This is a genomic window from Pseudomonas pseudonitroreducens (assembly GCF_021603645.1).
GTDB lineage: Bacteria > Pseudomonadota > Gammaproteobacteria > Pseudomonadales > Pseudomonadaceae > Pseudomonas > Pseudomonas pseudonitroreducens.
This window is the reverse complement of the sequence record NZ_BQHJ01000001.1, coordinates 252,062-275,788: the sequence shown is the minus strand read 5'-3', so window position 1 is coordinate 275,788 and position 23,727 is coordinate 252,062. Positions and strand designations below refer to the sequence as shown.

The window sequence follows — 23,727 nt, the reverse complement described above, 5'->3', positions numbered from 1 at the left end:
GGAGACCGCGCGGGGGCAACCGAGTTCGTCTATGCTCGCGCGAGCGATCCCGCACCCGTACAGGACCGTTCATGTTCAAGACCATCGAATCGGAAGTCGTGAAACAGCACGTTTCACCCGAACTGCGCGCCGAGTTCCTGCAACATGATTTCGAGCGATTGAAAGGCTTCAGCCTGCTGGTATTCGGCGTCAGCATCGGCATCTGGCTTCTCTTCGACCTGATCGTCAGCTTCCAGACCGGCCAGGGTTTCAGCTACATCTCGCTGCTGTTCCTCGCCGCCTTCGTCATCCTTTTCGCCCTCACCGCCGTGGCCCGCCGCGCGCTGCACTTCTACCTGATCAACTTCGCCTTCGTGGTGACCTTCACCTGGGGAGCGCGCCTGCTGATCGAAGGCATACCCAGCGACGTCCGCCAGGCCTGGCTGGTGATCTGCGCCTCCACCGTGCTCTACAGCGCGACGGTACTACCGTTGAACCGCCCGGCCTTCTACGCGGTACTGGCCATCACCTGGGTGCTGCTCAACCCGTTCCTCGGAAACGTGCCCGAGTTCAATGTGCGGCACAGCATGCTGATCTGTTATCCGATCTTCATCAGCGCGCTCACGGTGTACATCTTCCACCACCTCAGCCAGGCCAAGCTGCACAACTACGCCATGGCCCGCCTGCTGCTGGACCAGGCCTACATCGATACCCTGACCGGCATTCCCAATCGGCGCTCATTCATGGCACGGGTGGGCAAGCGCCTGGAGGAAGACGGCGAACAGCGCTACCTGGCAATGATCGACATCGACCATTTCAAGCGAGTCAACGACACCTACGGGCATGACATCGGCGATGAAGTGCTGACTCGCGTCGCACTGGCGATCAAGCAGCAAATGGGCGACTTCGAGTTCGCCCGGCTCGGCGGCGAGGAGTTCGGCCTCTATCTCTGGGGCCTGAGCACCGACCAGGCGCAGGCGCGAGTCGAACAGCTGCGCCAGGCCACTGCCGACCTGCCTGGCCACCCCAGCGTGACCATCAGCCTGGGTCTCGCCCATCTGAGCCTGGAGGGCAGTCTCAGCGAAGCACTGATCAAGGCCGACAAGGCGCTCTACAGCTCCAAGCACAATGGCCGCAACCGAACGACCTATTCGCCCTGAGAAACGAAAAAGGCCCGCATAGGCGGGCCTTTTCATGCTGGTGTCCCGGAGAGGGGTCGAACCTCCAACCTTCCCCTTAGGAGGGGGACGCAGCGCTGTTTCATGTTGTTTCAACGAATCACGCAAATTCACGAAAAACCCATAGCCCACGGGCCATACAGCTGACCACATTGTTTTCCCTCGTTTCACTGGATAGCATAACTTTGCCTGAGAAACGGGGAACGAACGGGGAAAACGGGGAACAGCCATGGCCAAACGCACTCGCCTCACAGAGATGGAGGCTCACGCAGTCAAGAGCCGGCAATCCGAGCCGGTAGGATCACGGGGAAAGGGAACGCTGCTACTTGAACGCAAAGCATCTGGAGCAATCCTGGCTTTCTACCGTGAGCGAACAGCTGCGACCGACAAACGTCTCCAACTCGGCATCCTGGCCAAGAAACCGCAGCCAGGCACCAGCGAACAAACCCTGAACGAGCTACGCGCTGAAGCATTGCGGGTTGCCACCGAGGCCGGGGCTGCCGGCGGCCTGGAAAAGTACCTGGAACTGAAAGCTGAGCGGGAAGCCGCCGCCGAGGTAGAGCGCGAGCTACTCAAAAAGAAAGCCGAAGACGAAGCCAGACGCGGGACATTCGGGGAAATGCTTGACGCCTACGCGGACCACCTGGAGCAGTCAGGCAAGGCAAGCGCTCGCAAGGTGCGTTCATTGTTCCGCGTCAACGTCAGTGAGTTCCGCCCTGCCCTTGCGGCGAAATACGCGAACGAAGTTAAGCCCGAAGAGATTTCAGAACTACTGTCAGCTGTGCTGGAGCGGACTCCGAAACCTCGCGGGATTGGCCACAAGGCTAAAGCTCCAACTACGAATATGCGCAGCACTACCGACGAATTGCGTCGTTACCTGCGCACAGCCTTCAATCACGCCGCTGCCTCTCATCTTGCTGTTGGGAAGAAGGGAAAAAGCGCCAGCAAATGGTTTGCCGTAACCAGTAATCCCGCTGCGCTGATTCCCACCATCGAAGACGCCAAGGGCGGTAACACCGAATCACTAGAACCTGCCGAACTAGGGGAACTGCTGCGTCTTCTGGATACGCTGCCCGAACAAAAGCAGGCCATCGCCAAGACCCTGATCTATCTCGGTGGACAGCGCATCAAGCAGTTGCTCGCCGTTCGCTGGGAAGACATCGACGACGCGACCATTTGCCTGCTGGATGCCAAAGGCCGGAAAGCAGAGGCATGGGAGCATCTACTGCCGATCACGCAACGCGTCGGTGAAATCATCGCGCCCCTGCTTGCCGATCAGAGCGGTCCAGGCCCATTCGCAGTCCACAAAGACACCGTGTCACGCATCTTCAGCGATGCCAGCAAAGTATTGGTGGTCGCCGGCAAGACCAGCCCCTTCAACTGGCAACGAGTCAGAGCAACGTGTGAAACGCTGCTGGCAGCCAATGGAGTTTCAACGGATGTCCGTGCCTGGCTTTTGTCGCACGGGAGGACCGGCGTACAGGCCAAGCATTACGACCGCAACTCTTACTTGCCGGAGAAAACTGCCGCATTGCAAATGTGGGGCACCTATCTGGATGGCCTGGTATCCGGCGAGCAGGATACCGACAAGAACATCATCGTTTTGGCGAAGCGGCGCAAGGTTGGCAGCCGAGATTATGAGCAAGAGTGAAGGTCAGTGAGACCGTTCGTCGGTTGATGTTTCGGCAATCAGTTATACCGAGTGAGACAGCGTGAACCAAGATTAACGGCAGTGAGCACCAGTTAAAAACCATTAAAAATCAGTCATTTGCGACGGCAATCAGCACCGGATATCTTGAAACAAGAAAGCCCAGCCAAATGGCTGGGCTCTCAAAGAAATAGGGGCTCGGCGTTGTCTAGACGCCAAGCCCCCGGTCTGAATTGCCGGGGCAAATCAGAGCGCTGGACACGCCTGATAATGCTGCGTCATTGACCATCATCGGTCAACCTGTTGCGCAGCGCCTCGGCCCCTGAGGGTCAAGGAAATGCAACAACCAGAAAAATACCTCTCCGAAAAAGCCGTCTGCGACCGCGTTGGAGTCAGTCGCTGCACTCTTTGGCGCTGGCAACAGGAAGGCACCTTCCCGAAGCGTCGCCAGATCGGACCGCGCCGCGTCGCCTGGTTAGAGTCCGAGCTGAACACGTGGTTTGCATCTCGTCCCGAGGTGTAATCATGGCCGCTCACTGGATCCGGCAGGAAGCCGGGAACACCCGAGGTGCGTCCGCGCGATGCAGCTCTAGAAAGATTCGCCGCGTCCTGCAGCATTATGCAGACTTGGTGATCTGCCCACGAATGGCGCAACACGCAAGCGTCGGCGCCCTGAACCTCCAGCGCCTGGCAGCAGCCCAGCGCGTGATCTGCACCGATCCCAGCTATGCCCTGGACCTCTGCCAAATGGCAGGCAGCGCGCCGCGTGAACTGCCTTTCGCTTTCACCGCGCTGGATGCCTGGCGCATGGTCGTGGACGCGATGCATGCGCGTATGGGGGTGGCCGCATGAGCACTCCTAACAGCCAGTTCGCCAGCTACATGGAGCCCGTTGCGCGCCTGCTGCTGGGCACGCCCAACATCGACCAGAGCACGCCCGATAATCTGCGCTTCGGCAGCCGTGGCAGCCTGTCCGTGGACCTGAAGCAAGGCGTCTGGCATGACCATGAAAGCGGCCATGGTGGTGGTGTCCTGGACCTGATCGAGCGCGAGACGGGCAAGGCTGGCCGCGCCGCCATCGAGTGGCTAGAGCGCCAGGGTATCCACCAGCCCGCGAACGATAAAGAATCGAAGTCCACCATCAAGCCACGCGCCAAGATCGTGGCCGCCTACGACTACGTGAGCGAGGCCGGAGAATTGCTTTTCCAAGTCTGCCGCATGGACCCAAAGGACTTCCGTCAGCGCAAGCCGAACGGCAGCGGCTGGTCCTGGTCCGTGAAGGGCGTGCAGCAGGTGCCCTACCGTCTGCCGCAGATGCTGGAACAGCCAGACTCCCTGGTGTTCGTTGTCGAGGGTGAGAAGGACGCCGACGCGCTGACCGCAGCTGGCCTGGTGGCCACCTGTAACGCCGGGGGCGCCAACAAGTGGCCGAACGCCTTGGCGCCGCACTTCGCCGGCCGCCACGTCGTCATCCTGCCCGACAACGACGACGCCGGCCGCAGTCACGCTGCCATGGTTGCTGGCAAGCTGGCTGGCGTGGCCGCATCCGTTCGCGTCTTGGAGTTGCCAGGCCTGCCGCAGAAAGGCGACGTGTCCGACTGGTTAGACGCTGGTCACGATGCCGCCGAGTTGCTGGCGATGGCCGAGAACCTGCCGCCGCCGGCAAACGACAACGAAGCGCAGCCGCTGGACAAACCGCTGGATGCTCCAGAAGCCATCTATCACCCCGACCAAATCAGCTGGAAGCGCGACAAGGAAACTGGTGAGTGGGCATTCCACCAAGCCAAGGGCACAGCCGAGAACCTGGCGCGCCTGGTGCGAGCCTATGGCGTGCGCATCCGTTACAACGAGCTGTCGCGCGACGTGGAAATCAGCGTGAACGGCAAGCTGCCAGCTGGCGACCTGGCGCGCAACGTGTCGCTGTCCACCGTCGAGGACCTGTGCCGTATCAACGAATATCCCTACACCGCTGCCGCTGGCCACCTGGATAGGATAGCCGCGCAGGACGCCTACAACCCCGCGCTGGATTGGGTGAAGTCGCAGCCGTGGAACGGCGGCGAGAACATCCGCGCCCTGTTCGACTGCCTTACCCTGGCCGACAAATCGAAGGCAGAAGTCAGCTGGACACTGTTCCGCAAGTGGTTCCTTGGCGCCGCTGCCATCTTGAGCGGTAGGGCTCGCAAGTTTGAACACGTCCTGGTCCTGGTCGATCCCATGGGCGGTATCGGCAAAACCCGATTCTTCAACACCCTGAGCCCGAAGGACTTGCAGGCCGATGGCATCACGCTGAACCCAGACGACAAGGACAGCGTGCTGCAGGTGGTCAGCAAATGGCTGGTGGAGCTGGGCGAAATCGGCGCCACCTTCAGCAAGTCCGACATCGAGAGCCTGAAAGCCTTCCTGAGCCGCGACACTGACGAACTGCGTCCTGCCTATGCGCGCGCCGCCAACCGCTACCAGCGCCGCACGGCATTTTTCGGCAGCGTGAACAACGTGCAGTTCTTGATGGACGACACCAACAACCGCAGGTTCTGGCCAATTCAGGTGGTCGGCGTGGACTATCAGCACAACATCGACGTGCAGCAGGCATGGGCAGAGGCGCTGGCTCGCGTCGAGGCTGGCGAAACCTGGCACCTGGACCAGGACGAGAACCGCGCCATCGGCGAGCACAACGAAGCATTCCGCAGTAAGGACCGCGTAGAGGAAATGATTTTGTCCCTCTACGATCCCGCCGCCATTCGCAGCCGCTACCTATCCGCCAGCGACGTGCTGAACGAAATTGGCGTGCAGAACGCCAAAGTGGGCGACACCAGAAAGGCCGGCACCATCCTCCGCAAGCTGTTCACCTGCAAGGTCAGCCGTGGCGTGACCGTCTACCACATGCCACCTGCCGCGATGGAGGCGCGTCGCCTGGCTGTGGTGGGCAGCGACCGATATGCAGACCGCCCCTTCTAATCTCAGACCATGCGCCGGCACCGACTGTCGGCGCAGCAGGCTGCGAACCAGAACTGTTGGCCACCAGCAGGAACACGACAGCCCCGCCACCAAGCGGGGCTTTTTCATGCTATCGCGTGGTGGGATAGGGCGTGAGTGGTGGGATAGTGGTTGGATAAATCCAGCTATCCCACCACGCCTGAAACCTTTGAGATAGAGCACCTGAAAGGCAAAGTGGTGGGATGTGGTGGGATAAAGTCAAAAACAAACGTGTGGGGTATGTGGAAGCGTTCTGAAAAGCGAAATTCGATACCCCACACGCTCTTTAGAGAAATATCCCACCACATCCCACCACATCAGTCTCTAGCCAGCGTGGTACTAGGGCTAGAGGCGTGGTGGGATACGTTTTTCTATCCCACCACCATCCCACCATCCCACCACACTCCTGGCAGCCCCATCTGAGCCCAGCGAATTACCAGCGAGCTGCAGGGGCTAGTTGCTTATCACCCAGTCCAAGGCGTATTTACCAAGGGCCTTCACGGCATCGAAAGTAAGCTCTATGCCCTTATCCTGAGCGGTGCTCTTGATCCTCTCCCACACAGCCTTACTGCGAATTGTGTCGAGCAGATCGTAACCAGCCCACGTCAGCCCTTGGGCAATGATCTCGTCGCCATCGCTCGAACTCGCATCTACCCCCTGAACAAATCCAGCCCGCCACAAAAGCACTGCGTGGGCGCCCTTGTTCGAATCTTCGGACTCATTCGGACCGTAGTTGATGGACTCAAACTTGGCAGGGTCTAACGACTCCACCTCTATCAGCACATCCCGGATTACATCCCAGTTCCGCCGCATAGCCGTCTCCATGGTTATTTAGGTCAGCCGTCCCACGGTAATCCGCTGACAGTCAGCTGTGCAATCAATGCACTGCCAACGCCTGATGATCTGGCAGCGCGCTGGTGAGGCACTGGGGGAAGTGCTGGGGTGGCGTTGGCTGCACGCTGATCGTCGCGCCTGCGAGGCATGGGTCCTTCCTGGCACCCAGGGCCTCACGGGGGCAAGGTCCCCGCCGCATTCGATATCTGGGTGGCCATTCAAATCGAGATTATTGATTACTTCAGAACGTAATCCCCGCTCATAAATCGAAAACCTTCATAGTCTTGGAAAAACCCAAGAGGAACCAACGCCGGCACCTTCGGAAAATGGGCGCACCTCCTAGGAAGTTCTGGAAATCCCACAAGAGGAACGCTGGCAAATAACCCGGCAACCTTTCCAGCAACTACCGTCCATGACCCGAGGCCACGCCCAAAATGCCAATTCGCAAACTGCTCCAAGACGCCAGCCGCCAATCGGCTGCCAATGCCATCTACGACAACGCCGGCAACGTCCGCCACGTTGTCCCCAAGGCTCCAGCTAGCGTGCTCTATCGCAGCATCCGCGAGATGAGCCTTCCGCCGTTCCTGGCCCAGCAGGGGCTGCACCAGGTGCGCGTCCCGCTGGGCACCGAGGCAGGAAAGAAAACTACTTTCAGCAGCGTGCTGCTTCAGGCCAGCCGCGTATCGCAGGCCGGCGCCCGCATCATTTTGGTGAACGAAGCTGATGACGCCCAGCAGATTCCCGGCGGTGGCATCGCCCTGGTGAAGCGCAACGCCGGCCTTACCTTGGTCGAGGCTGCGAATTTCGCTGTTGTGGCTGATGGCGCCGATGTGGCCGACAGCGCGCTGCCGGTCTACCGCGACATGATCGACCTGGACACCATGCCGGCCTACGGCTTCCGCGTCGCTCTGTCCCGCGCCGAGCAGAAGGCATACGAAGAAGGCCAACTCTCCGACCACGCCCTGGTCAGCATCGCCCTTGGCATCGCCCGCGTCGCCGACCAGGCGCTGGTGGCCGCGATCAGCGCCAGCGCCCCGACCACCTTCAGCCTTGGCGCTGCTGCTGCGCTGGGCATCGAGTTCGCTGAACTGCGCGCCCTTGTTGGCACCACTGCCTTTGGTGCCTCAGTCGGCCAAGACGGCACCCTGCGCGCCGCTGGCGTGCTGGCCGAGCTGACCCCTGTAACCGCTGAAACCATCGTGGGCAGCTTCAGCCGCGCCGCCGTCGCGGTGCATGAAGACATCCGCCTAGTGGCCGAGCGAACCAACAAGCAGGGCGAGCTGATCCTTACCTGCTGGATGAACGCTCAGGCCCTGCTGCCGCTGCCGGGTGCGTTCTGGAAGGTTGGTGCGTGATGCTGCGCGCCAAGCGCAAGGAAGGCGAGGCGGTGGAATCCACCGCCCTGCCGGCTGAAGTCCTGGCCGCCCTGGAAGGCGCGAGTTTCCATCAGCGCCAGCCTGGCGACGACGGCGAACCACGCATTGTTGTGCAGCCTGCTGGCCTGAGTGGCTGGGTTCACGGCGACAACGACGCCGAGCGCCTCTCCAGAGCATTCCCTGAACTGACCGAAGCTCAACTGCAGCGCGCCTGCCGCTACCTGGCCAGCCTGGTGAGAAATCATTCGCGCATGGTCGATAACGGCGGCGAGACGAAGCGTAGCAGCTGGGTGAACCGCTGGTGACGATGATGAAGGCGACCGAGAAGAAACCCGACAACCGCCGCAAGCTGTGCGTGCTGGCGACCCCTGAAATCATGGCAGCCATCCGCGCCGAACAACGCCGAGCGGAGAAGGCTACCGGCTACGGCGTGAGCATGACTCGCGTAGCGCAGCGCGCCCTTGAACAAGGCTTGGGCCTGGCAGCTGCAGAGGCCTAGCAACTGAATCGCCTTCCTCAGAGGCGGTTTCCCCGGTGGCCCCTACCGGGTTGGACAGAAGTGGGGCACCCATTCGCAAGTCGCGGCATCAGCCGAGACCTGCACAAGAGACACCTCCCTCGGGTGAACCCCAGGTTAGCCGCGCCCCTGGTTGACGCAATGCGCGGCGCAAATCCCCTCAGAGTCTCGCCGGGTGCTAGCCCGCCCCGGCGTTTTTTTAGAGTGCTGACGCATGAACTCTACCGACATCACCCTGGCCGCACTGTTTGACCTGCAGGTGCAAATGGAAGGCGACGCGGCGAAGCTGCTACGCGACGCCCAAGCCATCAAAACTGTGCTGAAGCGGCAGCCGCTGGACGCTGCTCTGCCTGAACTGCTGGCCGAGCTGCGCCGCACTTCGGACACCCTCAAAACAACCGCCACGCGCTGCCGCAGCGCCTTGGTGGAGCACGCCGATGCCGAGCACGCAAAGGAAATGGCCAGCCGCCCTAAGTGGAAGCCGAGCCGCCACGCCAGCCCTGGACAACGCGCGCGCCGTGACATGTTTAAACGCGGCTGCCTGGCTGGCGACTTCGGCGCGCCGAGATTCGGCCTGTGAGCACGCAACGACCCTCTCCAACACAGAGACCATCCCAAATGAGTAGCGCCCCCAAAATCACCACGGTATTCCTTCTGCAACCGCACGCCACTCCGACAGAACGTAACAATGCTTTCGGCACCGGCATCGAACTATTGCACCAATCCATAGAACAGCTGGTGCTGGCTGGACGCGGTGACGTTGGACTGGAAGTACTCGACCTAATTCACCGCGCTGGTGAGTCAGTCGAATGAACATGCAGCAGGAAATGGCCGATATCATCGCCCTGGCGCGCCGTATCGAAGATGACTGGCGGCTGCCTACTGCAGACCGTCAACGAGGCGAGAGCATCCGCAAACTTTGCGAGTCGATGAAGCCGACAGCCTTCGCACTACGGGACTATGACCTAGACCCATCCGAACCGATACCGCCGAGGCCTGGAGAGTGAGCACGAAGAAATCGACCATGTTGAAGCGGTGCGGCGTCACCGATGAAGGTGACGCCGCACAGTGGGATGACTTAGTTCTGCAATTGCTGGGGCCGAAGATGCCCAACGACCCAGTTAACCGGCGCAGATATCACGCTTTAAAAATTGCCACTGCCGCCCTGCGCCTGGCAGGCGAGCCCAGCCTAGCGGCGCAGGTCCCGCCGACTTAGTTAGTCTGGAGCACTGACACGATCAGATTGCAAAGCCAGAGGTAGTTGGGATACTCATCGTCCCGCGAAACAACCAAACGACCATCCTCAAACACGACATCCGAGCCTGGGCTATGCAGGAATACGGCCCTCACTTCCTGCTTACCGGCAATGTCCGTTACCGAAACGATGTACTTCGCAACCACACCGTTGCCCGTCAAGTATGGCAGGGCAGTGATTCGGAATGGACGCCCAAAAATTGCACCGGACTCAACAGCACCATCCTTCACCTCACCATCAAACGTAATTGCTGACTTAAGCCGACCTGGCCCCAACTCGCGCCAATGAGCCCGAATGTCAGCAAAGCTCTGCAGCGCATCAATGAACTGCTTTTGAATCCGCAGAATGTTGGAAGCAGCAGCGTCAGCATTATCGAAGAGCGCATGAGTCATAGTTGCCTTCCTGTTGGCGTGGATGACTCACGGAGCATGCCCAATCCCACACCACCTTGCAAAAGGATGGTGAAACAGCTGGCCTCGGTGACGATGGCAAAGTCGGGACAACAAAAAAGCCGCCTATTTGGCGGCTTCATTTTGCCCATTCGCGAAACGGGGAACGAGCGGGGAAAATTCTTTCAAACCCGAACATCAGGGCAGATGAAAAAACTCTTAACCAATTGATTTTATTGGCGTCCCGGAGAGGGGTCGAACCTCCAACCTTCCCCTTAGGAGGGGGACGCTCTATCCAATTGAGCTACCGGGACAATCGGGTCGGCATGTTAACCACCGACGGGCGATTTGTCATGCCGCCGCCACCGTCGCGATCCATAATTTCGCCGTCAGCCGGAGAATCCCCATGACCACAGACGACGGTGCCCTGCCCGATTCCCCCTTCGCAACCTTCGATGTGCGCGTCGCCACGGTCGATGATGCGGCGGCCCTCGCCCCGCTGCTTCGGCAACTGGGCGCGCGCGATCCGCTGCCCGACAGCGCCTTGCTCGCGCTCGCGCTGGGCAACCAGCAACCCTCGCGGGTGACTCTGATCGCCGAGCGCGATGGCGCCTTGCTCGGCACCTGCACACTGCACCTGATCGAGCACATCGCCCATGGCTTCGCCCGCTCGGCGATCCTCGAAGACATGGTGGTGGACAGCCGCGCACGCGGCCAGGGCATCGGCCAGGCGCTGATCGGCCGGGCCGTGGAGTGGGCGCGGGACTGGAAGTGCTACAAGCTGGCGCTATCCAGCCACCAGGATCGGGAAATGGCACACCGCTTCTATGCGGCGATGGGGTTTGCGCCCCATGGCGTCAGCCTGTCGCTGAGCCTGGACTGATCTCAGCCAGCCTGCACGTCCGGCGGAGCGATCAGGTCCAGCAGGCGGCCTACGGTGACCTCCAGGGACACCGAGTTATCCAGCTCAACGAGCGGCCCGGGCAGGCCGTCGGCAAAGTGCGTATTGCGCGCCAGGCGTTCCTCGATTTCCGCCAGCGTCTCCCGCCCGCGCTTGAGCAGGCGCTGGCGCAGCACCTCGGGATCGACCTTCAACAGCACCGCGATCAAGCGCGGATAACGGCGACGAGCCTCGGGCAGGTATTTGCGCGAACCATTGACCAGCACGTCATGGCCGGCGGCGAGCCAGTCATCGATCTCGCGGGGAATACCGTAGTGCAGGCCATTGGCCCGCCAGCTCATGGCAAAGGCACCGGAGCGCTCCAGGCGGGCGAACTCGTCGACGCTCACCGAGTGCGCCTCCTCCCCCCGCGCCTCGGCGGAGCGGGTGATGACACGCCGGACGATCCGGCAATTCATCGCCGCCAGCGGAGCGCTGGCGGCCTGCAACACGCTGTCCTTGCCGGAACCCGAAGGGCCCATCAGGAAAATCAGTCTGCCTGGGGTCATGAAACTCTCGGTGCGCCGGCGGCTCGGCGCTACTTCAATTCTGATCCGCGGGGCGGATAATACTCCGAGCCTTGTGCGATATCAGTGAAAACACGATATCGCGGCCCGCTGAGCCCGGCGGCCCCTGACTCGTCACCGGGCGCTGTGCCATCATGCTCATCCGCGACGAATTGCCCCCATCGGGCTGCCCAACGGCAGGCAGGCGCACAGTACATATCGACTACGCTGACTGAAACGGGCACATCGCCATCCTCCCTTTAACTCCCATCCAAAGAAGGGTCTGCCTAGGCGGTCTCATTTCGGACGATTGGTGCTGGCATTTAGCCTTCACCCGAGACACAATATGCCGAAGGTTTGACGTCAAGTTATTGGATAATTTTTCAAAAGCTTTGACGACGCGCTGAACGGCCACTGGAAATCGCTGTCAAAGGGCCTGAAACAACGCTGACCCATGGCATCGGCCTCCCTGACTTACAGGTTTAAAGTATGCGCCCATTGAAACAGGCAACCCCCACCTACTCCAGCCGTACTGCTGACAAATTCGTCGTACGTCTGCCCGAAGGCATGCGTGAGCGTATCGCCGACGTCGCCCGCAGCCACCACCGCAGCATGAACTCCGAGATCATCGCGCGTCTCGAACAGAGCCTGCTGCAGGAAGGTGCCCTGCAGGACAACCTGGGCATCCGCCTGGACAGCCCGGAACTCAGCCTGCACGAACGCGAACTGCTGCAGCGCTTCCGCCAGTTGACCCATCGTCAGCAGAACGCGCTGATCGCCCTGATCGCGCACGATGCCGAGATGGCGCAGAACGACGCCTGATTCGTTCGCGACACCCGAAACAGCCGGCCTGCAGCCGGCTTTTTCATGCCCGCGATTTGCTCTTCTCCAGAGCTGGCGTGCGGGCACAAAAAAGCCGCCTCGCGGGCGGCCTTTTCGGCGGAGCTGGCGCTACATCAGGAACAGCGTGGCCAGCCCGAGGAAGATGAAGAAACCACCACTGTCGGTCATCGCAGTGATCATCACGCTGGAGCCCATCGCCGGGTCGCGCCCCAGGCGCAACAGCGTCATCGGAATCAACACGCCCATCAGCGCGGCGAGCAGCAGGTTCAGCGTCATGGCGCCGGTCATCACCGCGCCCAGCTCCCAGTTGCCGTACAGGTAGAAGGCGACCAGGCCGATCACTCCGCCCCACACCAGGCCGTTCACCAGAGCCACGCCCAGCTCCTTGCGCAACAGACGGTTGGCGCTGCTGGTCTGGATCTGGTCCAGCGCCATGGCGCGGACGATCATGGTGATGGTCTGGTTACCGGAGTTGCCGCCGATGCCGGCGACGATGGGCATCAGCGCGGCCAGCGCCACCAGCTTCTCGATGGAACCTTCGAACAGGCCGATCACCCGTGAGGCAATGAAGGCGGTGACCAGGTTGGTAGCCAGCCAGGCCCAGCGGTTGCCGACCGATTTCCAGACCGAGGCGAAGATGTCTTCCTCTTCGCGCAGACCGGCCATGTTCAGGACTTCGCTTTCGCTTTCCTCACGGATCAGGTCGACCATCTCGTCGATGGTCAGACGGCCGATCAGCTTGCCGTTCTTGTCCACCACAGGAGCGGAAATCAGGTCATAACGCTCGAATGCCTGCGCGGCGTCGTAGCCGTCCTCGTCAGGGCTGAAGGTCACCGGATCGGTGGCCATGACTTCCGCCACGTCCTTGTCCGGATCATTCACCAGCAGGCGCTTGATCGGCAGCACACCCTTGAGCACACCGTCGTAGTCGACCACGAAGAGCTTGTCGGTATGCCCCGGCAGCTCCTTCAGACGGCGCAGGTAGCGCAATACCACTTCCAGGCTGACATCGTCGCGGATGGTGACCATCTCGAAGTCCATCAACGCGCCGACCTGGTCTTCCTCGTAGGACAGCGCCGAGCGCACACGCTCGCGCTGCTGCTGGTCGAGGGTTTCCATCAGCTCGTGGACCACGTCGCGCGGCAGTTCCGGCGCCAGATCCGCGAGTTCGTCCGCGTCCATGTCGCGGGCGGCGGCGAGAATCTCGTGATCGTCCATGTCGGCGATCAGGGTTTCCCGCACCGAGTCGGACACTTCGAGGAGGATGTCGCCGTCGCGCTCGGCCTTGACCAGCTGCCAGACCGTCAGGCGGTCGTCCAGCGGAAGGGATTCGAGGATGTGGGCGATGTCGGCCGGGTGCAACTCGTCCATCTTGCGCTGCAATTCGGCAAGGTTCTGGCGGTGCACGAGGTTTTCGACGAGGTCTTGATGCTGGCCTTCCTGACGGTGCGTCAGGTCTTCCACCAGCTTGTGCTTGTGCAGCAGGTCGACCACCTGGTTGAGGCGGTCCTGCAGGCTTTCCTGCGGCTTCTTGGCTTCTACTTCGGTCATAGCACGCTCCACCCCCAGTGGCAGAACGGGCCAGAGGGGATCAATACATCAGGTCGTGTGTACGCAATCGGGGTTCTGAGTAACTACTGGGTAAGTCCATGGTGGTGTCCCATGCGCCCATCGAGGGCAGATGCGGGAAATGATAACACTCCAAGGTGCATTAGGCGTTACAAAATGGCGGCCAGAACAATCGCTTGCGGGCGAAAGTTCACTGCCGAATCACTGCCCGGTTCGACGCCCGAAAGCTCCCACAGGACACCCGGCTACGACTGACAACGTTGACTCCTAGGCTCCAGGCAGGCCCGCCAACCTGGAGCAAACCATGCGCCTGCCTGCCCTGTTCTGTTCACTCCTGACTTCACTGCTACCGACCAGCGAGGCTGCCTCGGTGTTCCGCTGTACCGCAAGCGACGGCAGCGTGCTGTTCAGTCAGTATGGCTGCCCTGCGGAGCGACAGGAGGAAATCCAGCAAGCAAACAACCCCACGCCGGGCAGCGGCGAACCGGTAGCGATGGCGACAGCGAAGGAATCCACCGCGCAGAAGCCCGTGGCGCGCAGCAAGAACCATGGCAAGGAAGCCGAGCAGGAGTCGGTCGTAGTCGTTGGCGAACAGCAGAACGGCTGCGGCAACCGCATCACCGGCAGTATCCGGCGCAAGGCAATCATCGAGGGCCGCGTGAAGACAGGAATGACCCGAGGAGATGTGGAGAGCGCCCTGGGCAGGCCGGACAGGATCAGCCAGCACAACGAAACGCTGCGCTACCACTACGAGGCGGACAAGAAGCGCGGCGCGCGCAGCGTGACCTTCGACGAGGATGGCTGCGTGATGGGCAAGGCAAAGCGCTGACTACGCCATCCTGCTTTTTCGAAGGCAAAGAAAAAGGGCCTGCATTTCTGCAGGCCCTTTCGTATATGGCGCACTCAGGAGGATTCGAACCTCCGACCGCTCGGTTCGTAGCCGAGTACTCTATCCAGCTGAGCTATGAGTGCGTCGTCGGTAAAGTTTAACCAGATTCACCAACTGGTTGCAGCTAATGGCTGTTCAGCCCTTTCGCCACTGAAGCCCCGCCTTCGCGTTGCCTCGTATATGGCGCACTCAGGAGGATTCGAACCTCCGACCGCTCGGTTCGTAGCCGAGTACTCTATCCAGCTGAGCTATGAGTGCGCTGATGAGGGCGCAAATTCTAGTGCGATTTTTCTGACCTGTCAACAAGATTTTTCAATCTTTTCAGTAACTTACGCTACCGGACAACTCATCGCACCAGAGGATGCAATGGCGGAGAGGGGGGGATTCGAACCCCCGACACCCTTTTGAGGTGTACTCCCTTAGCAGGGGAGCGCCTTCGGCCACTCGGCCACCTCTCCGCAACACGGGGCGCATGATATCCATGTTTTCCCCGTTTGCAAAGAAAAATTTTAGAAAAATTAATGGTTTGGTTCTTGGTCTTTCTCTTTCTGGATGCGCTGGTAGATTTCCTCACGGTGCACAGCAACTTCCTTCGGCGCATTCACACCGATACGCACCTGGTTTCCTTTGACGCCCAGTACAGTCACGGTGACGTCATCACCGACCATCAGGGTCTCTCCGACCCGGCGAGTCAGAATCAGCATTCCTTTCTCCTTACGTGTTACGGGATAAGCAGTCTGCAAAAAAAGAAATGGTGGCAGATTCGCATAGATCAAGTGCACGAATCCTTCACCCAAGTATTGACCAGTCCTGCCGGAAAGAAAGTTCCTGTCAGACAGTCAAAAACGACAAAAGGCGCGGGGTAGCCGCGCCTTTCGGTAGTTCTCGCCTTACTCGCCCTGTCGGGCCGGGGCGTCGAGTTCGAAAGCGGTGTGCAGGGCACGGACCGCCAACTCGAGGTACTTCTCTTCGATCACCACGGAAACCTTGATTTCCGAAGTGGAGATCATCTGGATGTTGATGGTTTCCTTGGCCAGTGCTTCGAACATGCGGCTGGCGACGCCGGCGTGGGAACGCATGCCCACGCCAACGATGGAAACCTTGGCGATGTTGGTGTCACCGGTGGCTTCGCGCGCACCGATGCTGGTGGCGGTCTGCTTGAGGATTTCCAGGGCGGCCTGGTAGTCGTTGCGGTGCACGGTGAAGGTGAAGTCGGTGGTGTTATCGTGCGCGACGTTCTGCACGATCATGTCGACTTCTACATTGGCGGCACTGATCGGGCCGAGAATCTTGAAAGCAACGCCGGGGGTATCCGGTACGCCACGGATGGTCAGCTTGGCTTCGTCGCGGTTGAAGGCGATGCCGGAGATGATCGGCTGTTCCATGGATTCCTCTTCATCAAGGGTAATGAGGGTGCCCGGACCCTCCTGGAAGCTGTGCAGCACGCGCAGCGGGACGTTGTACTTGCCGGCGAATTCCACCGAACGGATCTGCAGCACCTTGGAGCCGAGGCTGGCCATTTCCAGCATCTCTTCGAAGGTGATCTTGTCCAGGCGGCGCGCTTGCGGCACGACGCGCGGATCGGTGGTGTAGACGCCATCGACGTCAGTGTAGATCTGGCACTCGTCGGCCTTCAGCGCCGCAGCCAGGGCCACGCCCGTGGTGTCGGAGCCGCCGCGGCCGAGGGTGGTGATATTGCCGTGCTCGTCCACGCCCTGGAAGCCGGCGACCACGACGACGCGGCCAGCCTTCAGATCTGCGCGAATGTTCGCATCATCGATGCTCAGGATACGCGCCTTGGTGTGGGAACTGTCGGTCAGGATACGGACCTGGTTACCGGTGTAGGAAACCGCCGGCACGCCGCGCTTCATCAGCGCCATGCTCAGCAGGGCAATGGTCACCTGCTCGCCGGTGGAGACCATCACGTCCAGCTCACGCGGAATCGGCTGGTCCATGATCTGTTTCGCCAGACCAATCAGGCGGTTGGTCTCGCCGCTCATGGCGGACACCACTACGACGATGTCGTCGCCCGCTTCACGGAATTTCTTCACCTTCTCGGCTACCTGCTCGATTCTCTCGACGGTGCCGACGGAGGTCCCTCCAAACTTCTGTACGATCAAAGCCATTTCAAAAGCCGCCTGATTCCTGAAGGGCGCCCATTAAACATGCATCACCGCATGCTGCCAAGGCCCGCCGGACGCGCTGCGGGCCCCGTATTTCAGGGCCTTTAGAGGCCCTGTTCGACAAACTTGAGTGCCAGTGCCAGAGCCTCGTCCAGCTTGCCGGCATCGACACCACCGCCCTGGGCCATGTCCGGGCGACCACCGCCCTTCCCGCCCACGGCCGCAGCGGCCTGCTTCATCAGATCGCCAGCTTTCAGCTTGGCGGTCAGGTCCTGGGTCACGCCGGCCACCAGCACGACCTTCTCCTCGAACACGCCGCCCAGCAGGATTACGCCGCTGCCCAGCTTGTTCTTCAGTTGGTCGACCAGCGCCAGCAGCGCCTTGCCGTCGAGGCCATCGAGACGGGAAGACAGCACCTTCACGCCAGCAACGTCGACAGCGGAACCCGCCAGGTCGTCGCCGGCCGCGCTGGCGGCCTTGGCCTTGAGCTGTTCCAGCTCCTTTTCCAGCTGACGGTTGCGCTCGATCAGACCGGAGAGCTTGTCCAGCAGGTTGTCGCGGCTGCCCTTGACCAGACCGGCCGCTTCCTTGAGTTGCTCTTCGGCGCCGTTCAGGTACGCCAGCGCAGCAGCGCCGGTGACTGCTTCGATACGACGCACGCCGGAAGCCACACCGCCTTCGCTGGTGATCTTGAACAGGCCGATGTCGCCGGTACGGGACACGTGGGTGCCGCCGCACAGCTCGACGGAGAAGCTGCCGCCCATGCTCAGCACGCGCACCTGGTCACCGTACTTCTCGCCGAACAGCGCCATGGCGCCCTTGTTCTTGGCGGATTCGATGTCGGTCTCTTCGGTCTCCACCTCGGAGTTCTTGCGAATCTCGCTGTTGACGATGTCTTCCAGCTGCTTCAGTTGCTCGGGCTTGATCGCCTCGAAATGGCTGAAGTCGAAGCGCAGGCGCTGGCTGTCGACCAGCGAGCCTTTCTGCTGGACGTGATCGCCCAGCACCTGGCGCAGCGCGGCGTGCAGCAGGTGGGTAGCGGAGTGATTCAGCGCAGTGGCCTGGCGCACGGAGGCGTCGACTTCGGCCTTGACCGCCGCGCCAACGCTCAGGCTGCCCTGGGCAACCACGCCGTGGTGCAGGTGCGCGCCGCCGGCCTTGGTGGTGTCGCGCACGTCGAAGCGCACACCGGCCCCCTGCAGGTAGCCGCTGTCACCAACCTGGCCGCCGGACTCGGCGTAGAACGGAGTCTGGTCGAGGACGACGACGCCCTCCTCGCCTTCGCTCAGTTGCTCGACGGCCTTGCCATCCTTGAACAGGGCAATGATCTGGCCGGCGCCGGAAACACCCTGGTAGCCGAGGAAGCGGGTGTCGCCATCCACTTTCACCAGGCTGTTGTAGTCCATGCCGAAGGCGCTCGCGGAGCGGGCACGCTCGCGCTGCGCCTCCATCTCACGCTCGAAGCCTTCCTCGTCGAGGGTCAGGCTGCGCTCGCGGGCGATGTCGTTGGTCAGGTCGACCGGGAAGCCGTAGGTGTCGTACAGCTTGAACACCACGTTGCCGGGGATGACGCTGCCCTTGAGCTCGGACAGGTCCTGCTCGAGGATCTTCAAGCCCTGCTCCAGGGTCTTGGCGAACTGCTCTTCCTCGGTCTTCAGCACGCGCTCGATGTGCGCCTGCTGCTGCTTGAGCTCGGGGAAGGCTTCGCCCATCTCGCCGACCAGCGCGGCGACGATCTTGTGGAAGAAGGTGCCCTTGGCGCCCAGCTTGTTACCGTGGCGGCAGGCGCGACGGATGATGCGGCGCAATACGTAGCCACGGCCTTCGTTGGACGGCAGCACGCCGTCGGCAATCAGGAAGCCGCAGGAACGGATGTGGTCGGCGACCACTTTCAGCGACGGAGCGTCGTCGTTGGCGCAGCCGATGGCGTCGGCTGAAGCCTTCAGCAGGCTCTGGAACAGGTCGATTTCGTAGTTCGAGTGGACGTGCTGCAGCACGGCGCTGATGCGCTCCAGGCCCATGCCGGTGTCCACGCTCGGCGCCGGCAGCGCGTGCATCACGCCGTCCGCGGTGCGGTTGAACTGCATGAAGACGTTGTTCCAGATCTCGATGTAGCGGTCGCCGTCTTCTTCCGGCGAGCCGGGCGGGCCGCCCCAGATGTCGGCGCCGTGGTCGAAGAAGATCTCGGTGCACGGGCCACAGGGACCGGTATCGCCCATCGCCCAGAAGTTGTCGGAAGCGTAAGGCGCGCCCTTGTTGTCGCCGATACGGACCATGCGCTCGGCGGGAATGCCGACTTCCTTGGTCCAGATATCGTAGGCCTCGTCATCGGTGGCGTAGACGGTGACCCAGAGCTTGTCCTTGGGCAGGTTCAGCCACTTGTCCGAGGTGAGGAATTCCCAGGCATAGGTAATGGCATCGCGCTTGAAATAGTCGCCGAAGCTGAAGTTGCCCAGCATTTCGAAGAAGGTATGGTGGCGCGCGGTGTAGCCGACGTTTTCCAGGTCGTTGTGCTTGCCGCCGGCACGCACGCACTTCTGGCTGGTGGTGGCGCGGGTGTAGGCGCGCTTCTCCAGGCCCAGGAAGCAGTCCTTGAACTGGTTCATGCCTGCGTTGGTGAACAGCAGGGTCGGGTCGTTCGCGGGGATCAGCGAGCTGGACGCTACGCGGGTGTGCCCCTTCTCTTCGAAGAAGCGGAGGAAGGCTTCACGGATTTCAGCGCTTTTCATAGGTTCTTCCACGGAAAAATGCGGCCACGAATCGCCGGCAAAGGGCCGCATTATATCGGCCCCGCATCAAGGTTGTAGTGTCTTTGCGCGATAGTTAACGCCTATCGCGCAATAATTTCTGTCAGGAACGACGAAAGGCGGCGAATGCTTCGACGATTCGAGGAATATCCGCGCTTTTCACGTCGAGGTGGGTGACCAGGCGCAGGCGCGCCGCCGGACTGACGCGGATGCCGCGCTCGGCCAGGTGCTCGCCCAGCGCGCCGGCCTGCTCGCCAAGGTCGACGTAGACCATGTTGGTCTGTACCGGCTCGATGCTGTAGCCCAACTCGGCAAGGCCCCGGCCCAGCGCTTCGGCATTGGCATGGTCATCAGCCAGGCGCTCGACCTGCTGATCCAGCGCATACAGCGCCGCCGCTGCCAGGCCACCGGCCTGGCGCATGCCGCCGCCGACCATCTTGCGCAGCCGACGCGCGCGGCCGATCAGCTCGGCATCGCCGCAGAGCACCGAGCCCACCGGCGCACCCAGACCCTTGGACAGGCACACAGAGACGGAATCGAAGTGGCGGGTGATCTCACGGGCATCCACACCCAGCTTCACCGCCGCGTTATACAGGCGCGCGCCGTCCAGGTGCAGCGCCAGGCCGCGACGGCGAGTCATTTCCCGCGCAGCCGCCAGGTAGGTCAGCGGCAGGACCTTGCCCTGCATGGTGTTTTCCAGCGCCAGCAGGCGGGTACGGGCAAAGTGGAAATCGTCCTGCTTGATCGCTGCCTCGACCTTGGCCAGGTCCAGCGAGCCATCGGCTTCGCCGTCGATGGGTTGCGGCTGGATCGAGCCCAGCACGGCGGCGCCGCCACCTTCATATTTATAGGTGTGCGCCTGCTGGCCGACGATGTATTCGTCGCCGCGGCCGCAATGGGCCATCAGGCCGAGCAGGTTGCTCATGGTGCCGGTGGGCACGAACAGCGCGGCAGCGAACCCCAGGCGCTCGGCCAGGGTCGCTTCCAGGCGGTTCACCGTCGGGTCTTCGCCGTAGACGTCATCACCCAGCTCGGCCCGCGCCATCGCCTCGCGCATGCCGGCGGTGGGCAGGGTCACGGTGTCGCTGCGAAGGTCGATGATGGACATGGCGGAGCTCCTTGGGCATCAGGCGGAAAAGGCCCGATGCTAAGCGCTCGCCGGAGGTGGAACAAGGGCGGAGTGACTGTAGGATCAAGGGGGGCGCCCAGCCCTTGCTCGCGAACCGCCCGAGACTGAAGTCGCCGGGAATATGTGTTCGCGAGCAAGCTCGCTCCTACGAAGGGCAAAAAGCGCTTAGAGTTCGGTGGGGACTACCAGGATACCGGCGCGCAGGCCGTTCTTCACCCGCGGGTTGGGGAAGATGATCCGCGCGCCCTGCTCTTCCACGATCCAGCGGGTGCCGCCGATGTCTTCGGCGAGCAGGAAGCCATGGTCCAGCTCGGTGAAGTTGTCCACCGCGTCGTCCAGGTGCAGGCGAAAATGGTCGCTGTGCTTGATCACTTCGCGGGAAACGGCGAACAGCTGCAGGCCGTCGAGCTGCGCACCGTCTGCCTCCTGGCCGCTGATCACGCCTTCGAGCATGGCTTCCAGGCGATCCAGGTTCACCGCCTGGTTCTGCCCGAACGGCCGCGCCTTGCCCAGCTCCAGGGTAAAGGCCTCGGCGCCCAGGTGGCTGTAGGTGTAGGCGCTGAAGGTGATGCCCGGCTTGCTCTGCAGCAGCACGGCGTCGATGCCGGCGCTGCGCAGACGCGCCAACTCCTCGCGGGAGTGCTCGCGGCCGCTGGCCCAGGGATACAGCGCGAACTGCTCGATCTTCGAGCCGCGAATGGCGGTGTGCAGGTCGTAATGCAGGCGCGGGCGGCCGTCACGGGCGAAGAACGCCGCGGCCAGACGCTCCAGCTCCGCAGCACGCAGCGCTTCATTGCCGCTGCCTTCTTCGTGGCGACCGCAGAACAGGCGATTGATGTCCTGTTCCAGGTAGCGCTCGCCGCGGCGCATGGCCTCGGGGTTGCCGAGCAGGAACAGCACCCGCGCCGCCGGCTTCAACTCGCCACGGGCGATGCGGTGCACCAGGCGGTCGAGCAACTCGATGGGCGCGGTCTCGTTGCCATGGATACCCGCCGAAAGCAGCAGGTCGCGGCCATTGTCCCGCGCTACCGGCGGAGTGATTTCAAGGGCGCCTTCGGCCAGCCAGTGCAAACGGGTGCCGTCTGCGGTGAGCTGAATCTTTTCCGTCGGCTCACGGCCGGCGAGGGTCAGTTCGAGCAGTTTGCCCAGAGCTAGCATGCGGACGCCTCCATCATTCCCCGCGGCCGGAGCGGCTGCGGACTCCGCGATCAGTGGTGATGGTCACATCCACAGTCTGGACCATGTTCGTGGACTTCGGCGGCTTCCAGCTCGAGGCTCAGGCCCAACTGGTTCACCGCCTGCGGGCGCACCACCAGCAGCGGGATCTCGGCGTCGTCCTCATGGGAGTCGGCGTAGATCACCAGGCCGCCCTTGCCGTCGGCCTCCAGCCACAGCTCGCGCCCTTCCAGGCGGATGGCCAGGCGCGCGGTGTGGGTCTCGCGGCGTTCGCCCTTGTTGTCTTCAAGAATCAGCGGGAGGCTTTCGGTCATGTCATTCACTCAGTTCAGCTGGAAGGGATAAACCGAGCCCAGTTTAAGGATCTGAGTCAATTCATCCAACGCCGTCCGGCACTCGACGAGCAGTTGCGGGTCGGCCAGGTCGGACTCGGCCAGGCGATCGCGGTAGTGATTGTCGACCCAGCTGACCAGGGTGTCGTGCAGGGTCGGGGTCATGATCACGCCGGGATTGACCGCCGCCAGCTCGGCGTCGTTCAGCGCTACGCGCAGGCGCAGGCAGGCGGGGCCGCCGCCGTTCTGCATGCTCTGCTTGAGGTCGAACACCTTCACCTCGCGGATCGGGCCGTCCTCGGCGGTCAGGCGCGACAGGTAGTTCCACACGCGCTCGTTCTTGCGGCATTCCTCCGGGACGATCAGCAGCATGTTGCCGTCGGCGCGGGTGAGCAGCTGGCTGTTGAACAGGTAGGACTTCACCGCGTCCTCGACCGTGACCTGGTCGCGCGGCACGCACACGGCGCGGAAGCGGCCGCCACGGCGGCCCAGCTTGTCGTGCAGTTCGGCGAGGACGCGCTCGGTATCGAGGAAGGCGTCTTCGTGGTGGAACAGCACCTCGCCGTTGCCCACGGCGATCACATCATTGTGGAACACGCCCTGGTCGATCACCGCCGGGTTCTGCTGGGCATAGACCACGCCGTCATCGCTCAGGCCGTGCAGGCGGGCGACCGCCTGGCAGGCTTCCAGGGTCTGCCGCGCCGGGTAGCGCTGCGGCGCCGGGAAGCGGCTGTCGAAGGCACTGCGGCCGAACACGAAGAACTCCACGCCGGCTTCGCCGTAGGACTTGCAGAAGCGAGTGTGGTTGGCCGCGCCCTCGTCGCCGAACTGGGCGACCGCCGGCAACGCGGCGTGGTGGGCGAAGCGCTGTTCGTCATTGAACATCGCCGCAAGGATGCGGCTGGTCTGCGGATGCTCGATGGAACGGTGGAACTTGCAGTTCAGGTTGGCGGCGGTGAAGTGCACACGGCCATCGGCGGTGTCGGCACTGGGGCTGACGGTGGCGGCGTTGGCGGTCCACATGCAGGACGCCGAGCTGACCGCGGCCAGCAGCGGCATGGCCTCCTTGGCCGCCTTGGCGATGACTTCGGCGTCAGTGCCGGAGAAGCCCAGGGCACGCAGCGAGGCGACGGCCGGGCGCTCCTGCGGGGCGAACACGCCCTGCTTGAAGCCCAGTTCCATCAGCGCCTTCATCTTCGACAGGCCCTGCTTCGCCGCTTCGCGCGGGTTGGACGCCGCCTGGCTGTTGCTCTGCGACGCCACGTTGCCGTAGGACAGGCCCCCGTAGTTGTGCGTCGGTCCGACCAGGCCGTCAAAGTTCATTT

At 62.1% G+C, this 23,727-nt stretch carries 24 protein-coding genes and 4 tRNA genes; 13 read left to right on the top strand and 15 right to left on the bottom strand.

The genetic code is table 11. The features are described from left to right. Window positions 1–71 precede the first annotated feature (71 nt). The 5 genes from L6D89_RS01285 to L6D89_RS01265 all read left to right on the top strand — a co-directional run bounded on the left by L6D89_RS01285 (window position 72) and on the right by L6D89_RS01265 (window position 5,759). Entirely contained in the window at window positions 72–1,139 is a 1,068-nt protein-coding gene (locus L6D89_RS01285; protein WP_236198507.1) for a GGDEF domain-containing protein, read from the top strand. 247 nt (window positions 1,140–1,386) lie between these two features. Then, window positions 1,387–2,808 carry a tyrosine-type recombinase/integrase gene (locus L6D89_RS01280; RefSeq protein WP_057384140.1) on the top strand — a complete coding sequence of 474 codons (1,422 nt, stop codon included), beginning with the start codon at window positions 1,387–1,389 and terminating at the stop codon, window positions 2,806–2,808. A 334-nt stretch (window positions 2,809–3,142) separates the two neighbouring features. Continuing rightward, the gene (locus tag L6D89_RS01275) at window positions 3,143–3,328 is read left to right on the top strand and encodes a helix-turn-helix transcriptional regulator (protein WP_079743238.1); all 186 of its coding nucleotides are present in this window, start codon (window positions 3,143–3,145) and stop codon (window positions 3,326–3,328) included. 2 nt (window positions 3,329–3,330) lie between these two features. After that, window positions 3,331–3,657: a hypothetical protein gene (locus L6D89_RS01270; protein WP_236198506.1), complete on the top strand. Its 327-nt coding sequence runs from the start codon at window positions 3,331–3,333 to the stop codon at window positions 3,655–3,657. Then, window positions 3,654–5,759: a VapE domain-containing protein gene (locus tag L6D89_RS01265; protein WP_236198505.1), complete on the top strand. Its 2,106-nt coding sequence runs from the start codon at window positions 3,654–3,656 to the stop codon at window positions 5,757–5,759. Before L6D89_RS01270 ends, L6D89_RS01265 begins: the two co-directional genes overlap by 4 nt. 471 nt (window positions 5,760–6,230) lie before the next feature. Here L6D89_RS01265 and L6D89_RS01260 read toward each other — a convergent pair whose 3' ends face one another. Further along, a complete protein-coding gene (locus L6D89_RS01260; RefSeq protein ID WP_057387930.1) occupies window positions 6,231–6,590 on the bottom strand; it encodes a DUF2513 domain-containing protein in 360 nt (119 codons plus the stop codon). A 455-nt stretch (window positions 6,591–7,045) separates the two neighbouring features. On the opposite strand from L6D89_RS01260, the gene L6D89_RS01255 reads away from it, so the two are divergent. From L6D89_RS01255 to L6D89_RS01235, 5 genes are all read left to right on the top strand, one after another. Beyond that, on the top strand, window positions 7,046–7,966 hold the full coding sequence (locus L6D89_RS01255) for a hypothetical protein (protein WP_057384143.1): 921 nt from the start codon (window positions 7,046–7,048) through the stop codon (window positions 7,964–7,966). Continuing rightward, complete coding sequence (locus L6D89_RS01250) at window positions 7,966–8,292, top strand: hypothetical protein (RefSeq protein WP_057384144.1); 327 nt, start codon at window positions 7,966–7,968, stop codon at window positions 8,290–8,292. Before L6D89_RS01255 ends, L6D89_RS01250 begins: the two co-directional genes overlap by 1 nt. Continuing rightward, window positions 8,289–8,486 carry a hypothetical protein gene (locus tag L6D89_RS01245; protein WP_236198504.1) on the top strand — a complete coding sequence of 66 codons (198 nt, stop codon included), beginning with the start codon at window positions 8,289–8,291 and terminating at the stop codon, window positions 8,484–8,486. The genes L6D89_RS01250 and L6D89_RS01245 overlap by 4 nt, the downstream gene beginning before the upstream one ends. A gap of 232 nt (window positions 8,487–8,718) precedes the next feature. After that, window positions 8,719–9,084: a hypothetical protein gene (locus L6D89_RS01240; RefSeq protein WP_057384146.1), complete on the top strand. Its 366-nt coding sequence runs from the start codon at window positions 8,719–8,721 to the stop codon at window positions 9,082–9,084. 38 nt (window positions 9,085–9,122) lie between these two features. Further along, a complete protein-coding gene (locus L6D89_RS01235) occupies window positions 9,123–9,317 on the top strand; it encodes a hypothetical protein (protein WP_145962118.1) in 195 nt (64 codons plus the stop codon). 399 nt (window positions 9,318–9,716) lie between these two features. Here the strand turns inward: L6D89_RS01235 and L6D89_RS01230 are convergent, their stop codons facing one another. Together L6D89_RS01230 and L6D89_RS01225 are read right to left on the bottom strand one after the other, a co-directional pair. Further along, complete coding sequence (locus L6D89_RS01230) at window positions 9,717–10,151, bottom strand: hypothetical protein (protein ID WP_057384148.1); 435 nt, start codon at window positions 10,149–10,151, stop codon at window positions 9,717–9,719. A 234-nt stretch (window positions 10,152–10,385) separates the two neighbouring features. Continuing rightward, a tRNA-Arg gene (locus tag L6D89_RS01225) sits at window positions 10,386–10,462 on the bottom strand. Between the two features lie 92 nt (window positions 10,463–10,554). Between L6D89_RS01225 and L6D89_RS01220 the strand changes: the two genes are divergently transcribed. After that, entirely contained in the window at window positions 10,555–11,031 is a 477-nt protein-coding gene (locus L6D89_RS01220) for a GNAT family N-acetyltransferase (protein ID WP_236173016.1), read from the top strand. A 2-nt stretch (window positions 11,032–11,033) separates the two neighbouring features. On the opposite strand, the gene phnN is transcribed toward L6D89_RS01220, so the two are convergent. After that, complete coding sequence (phnN, locus tag L6D89_RS01215; protein ID WP_236198503.1) at window positions 11,034–11,597, bottom strand: phosphonate metabolism protein/1,5-bisphosphokinase (PRPP-forming) PhnN; 564 nt, start codon at window positions 11,595–11,597, stop codon at window positions 11,034–11,036. Between the two features lie 486 nt (window positions 11,598–12,083). On the opposite strand from phnN, the gene amrZ reads away from it, so the two are divergent. After that, window positions 12,084–12,416: a transcriptional regulator AmrZ gene (gene amrZ, locus L6D89_RS01210; protein ID WP_017517196.1), complete on the top strand. Its 333-nt coding sequence runs from the start codon at window positions 12,084–12,086 to the stop codon at window positions 12,414–12,416. Between the two features lie 129 nt (window positions 12,417–12,545). On the opposite strand, the gene mgtE is transcribed toward amrZ, so the two are convergent. Beyond that, a complete protein-coding gene (mgtE, locus tag L6D89_RS01205; protein WP_054907250.1) occupies window positions 12,546–13,988 on the bottom strand; it encodes a magnesium transporter in 1,443 nt (480 codons plus the stop codon). A 322-nt stretch (window positions 13,989–14,310) separates the two neighbouring features. On the opposite strand from mgtE, the gene L6D89_RS01200 reads away from it, so the two are divergent. After that, entirely contained in the window at window positions 14,311–14,835 is a 525-nt protein-coding gene (locus L6D89_RS01200; protein WP_236198502.1) for a DUF4124 domain-containing protein, read from the top strand. Window positions 14,836–14,901: 66 nt separating this feature from the next. Here the strand turns inward: L6D89_RS01200 and L6D89_RS01195 are convergent. The 10 genes from L6D89_RS01195 to astB all read right to left on the bottom strand — a co-directional run bounded on the left by L6D89_RS01195 (window position 14,902) and on the right by astB (window position 23,725). Next, window positions 14,902–14,978: transfer RNA gene (locus L6D89_RS01195), tRNA-Arg, on the bottom strand. Between the two features lie 98 nt (window positions 14,979–15,076). Beyond that, window positions 15,077–15,153: transfer RNA gene (locus tag L6D89_RS01190), tRNA-Arg, on the bottom strand. Between the two features lie 109 nt (window positions 15,154–15,262). Beyond that, window positions 15,263–15,353 (bottom strand) — tRNA-Ser (locus tag L6D89_RS01185). Window positions 15,354–15,413: 60 nt separating this feature from the next. Beyond that, window positions 15,414–15,599, bottom strand: coding sequence for a carbon storage regulator CsrA (gene csrA, locus L6D89_RS01180; protein WP_003085981.1), 186 nt, complete (start codon window positions 15,597–15,599; stop codon window positions 15,414–15,416). Between the two features lie 186 nt (window positions 15,600–15,785). Then, window positions 15,786–17,021 (bottom strand): aspartate kinase, encoded by a 1,236-nt coding sequence (locus tag L6D89_RS01175; RefSeq protein WP_054907248.1) that lies wholly within the window; start codon window positions 17,019–17,021, stop codon window positions 15,786–15,788. A gap of 101 nt (window positions 17,022–17,122) precedes the next feature. Continuing rightward, complete coding sequence (gene alaS, locus L6D89_RS01170) at window positions 17,123–19,747, bottom strand: alanine--tRNA ligase (protein ID WP_236173019.1); 2,625 nt, start codon at window positions 19,745–19,747, stop codon at window positions 17,123–17,125. 121 nt (window positions 19,748–19,868) lie between these two features. Continuing rightward, a complete protein-coding gene (gene ltaE, locus L6D89_RS01165; protein WP_236198501.1) occupies window positions 19,869–20,873 on the bottom strand; it encodes a low-specificity L-threonine aldolase in 1,005 nt (334 codons plus the stop codon). A 186-nt stretch (window positions 20,874–21,059) separates the two neighbouring features. Continuing rightward, a complete protein-coding gene (astE, locus tag L6D89_RS01160) occupies window positions 21,060–22,052 on the bottom strand; it encodes a succinylglutamate desuccinylase (protein WP_236198500.1) in 993 nt (330 codons plus the stop codon). A gap of 50 nt (window positions 22,053–22,102) precedes the next feature. After that, window positions 22,103–22,384 (bottom strand): hypothetical protein, encoded by a 282-nt coding sequence (locus L6D89_RS01155; RefSeq protein WP_054907334.1) that lies wholly within the window; start codon window positions 22,382–22,384, stop codon window positions 22,103–22,105. 9 nt (window positions 22,385–22,393) lie between these two features. Beyond that, on the bottom strand, window positions 22,394–23,725 hold the full coding sequence (astB, locus tag L6D89_RS01150; protein ID WP_236198854.1) for an N-succinylarginine dihydrolase: 1,332 nt from the start codon (window positions 23,723–23,725) through the stop codon (window positions 22,394–22,396). Window positions 23,726–23,727 lie beyond the last annotated feature (2 nt).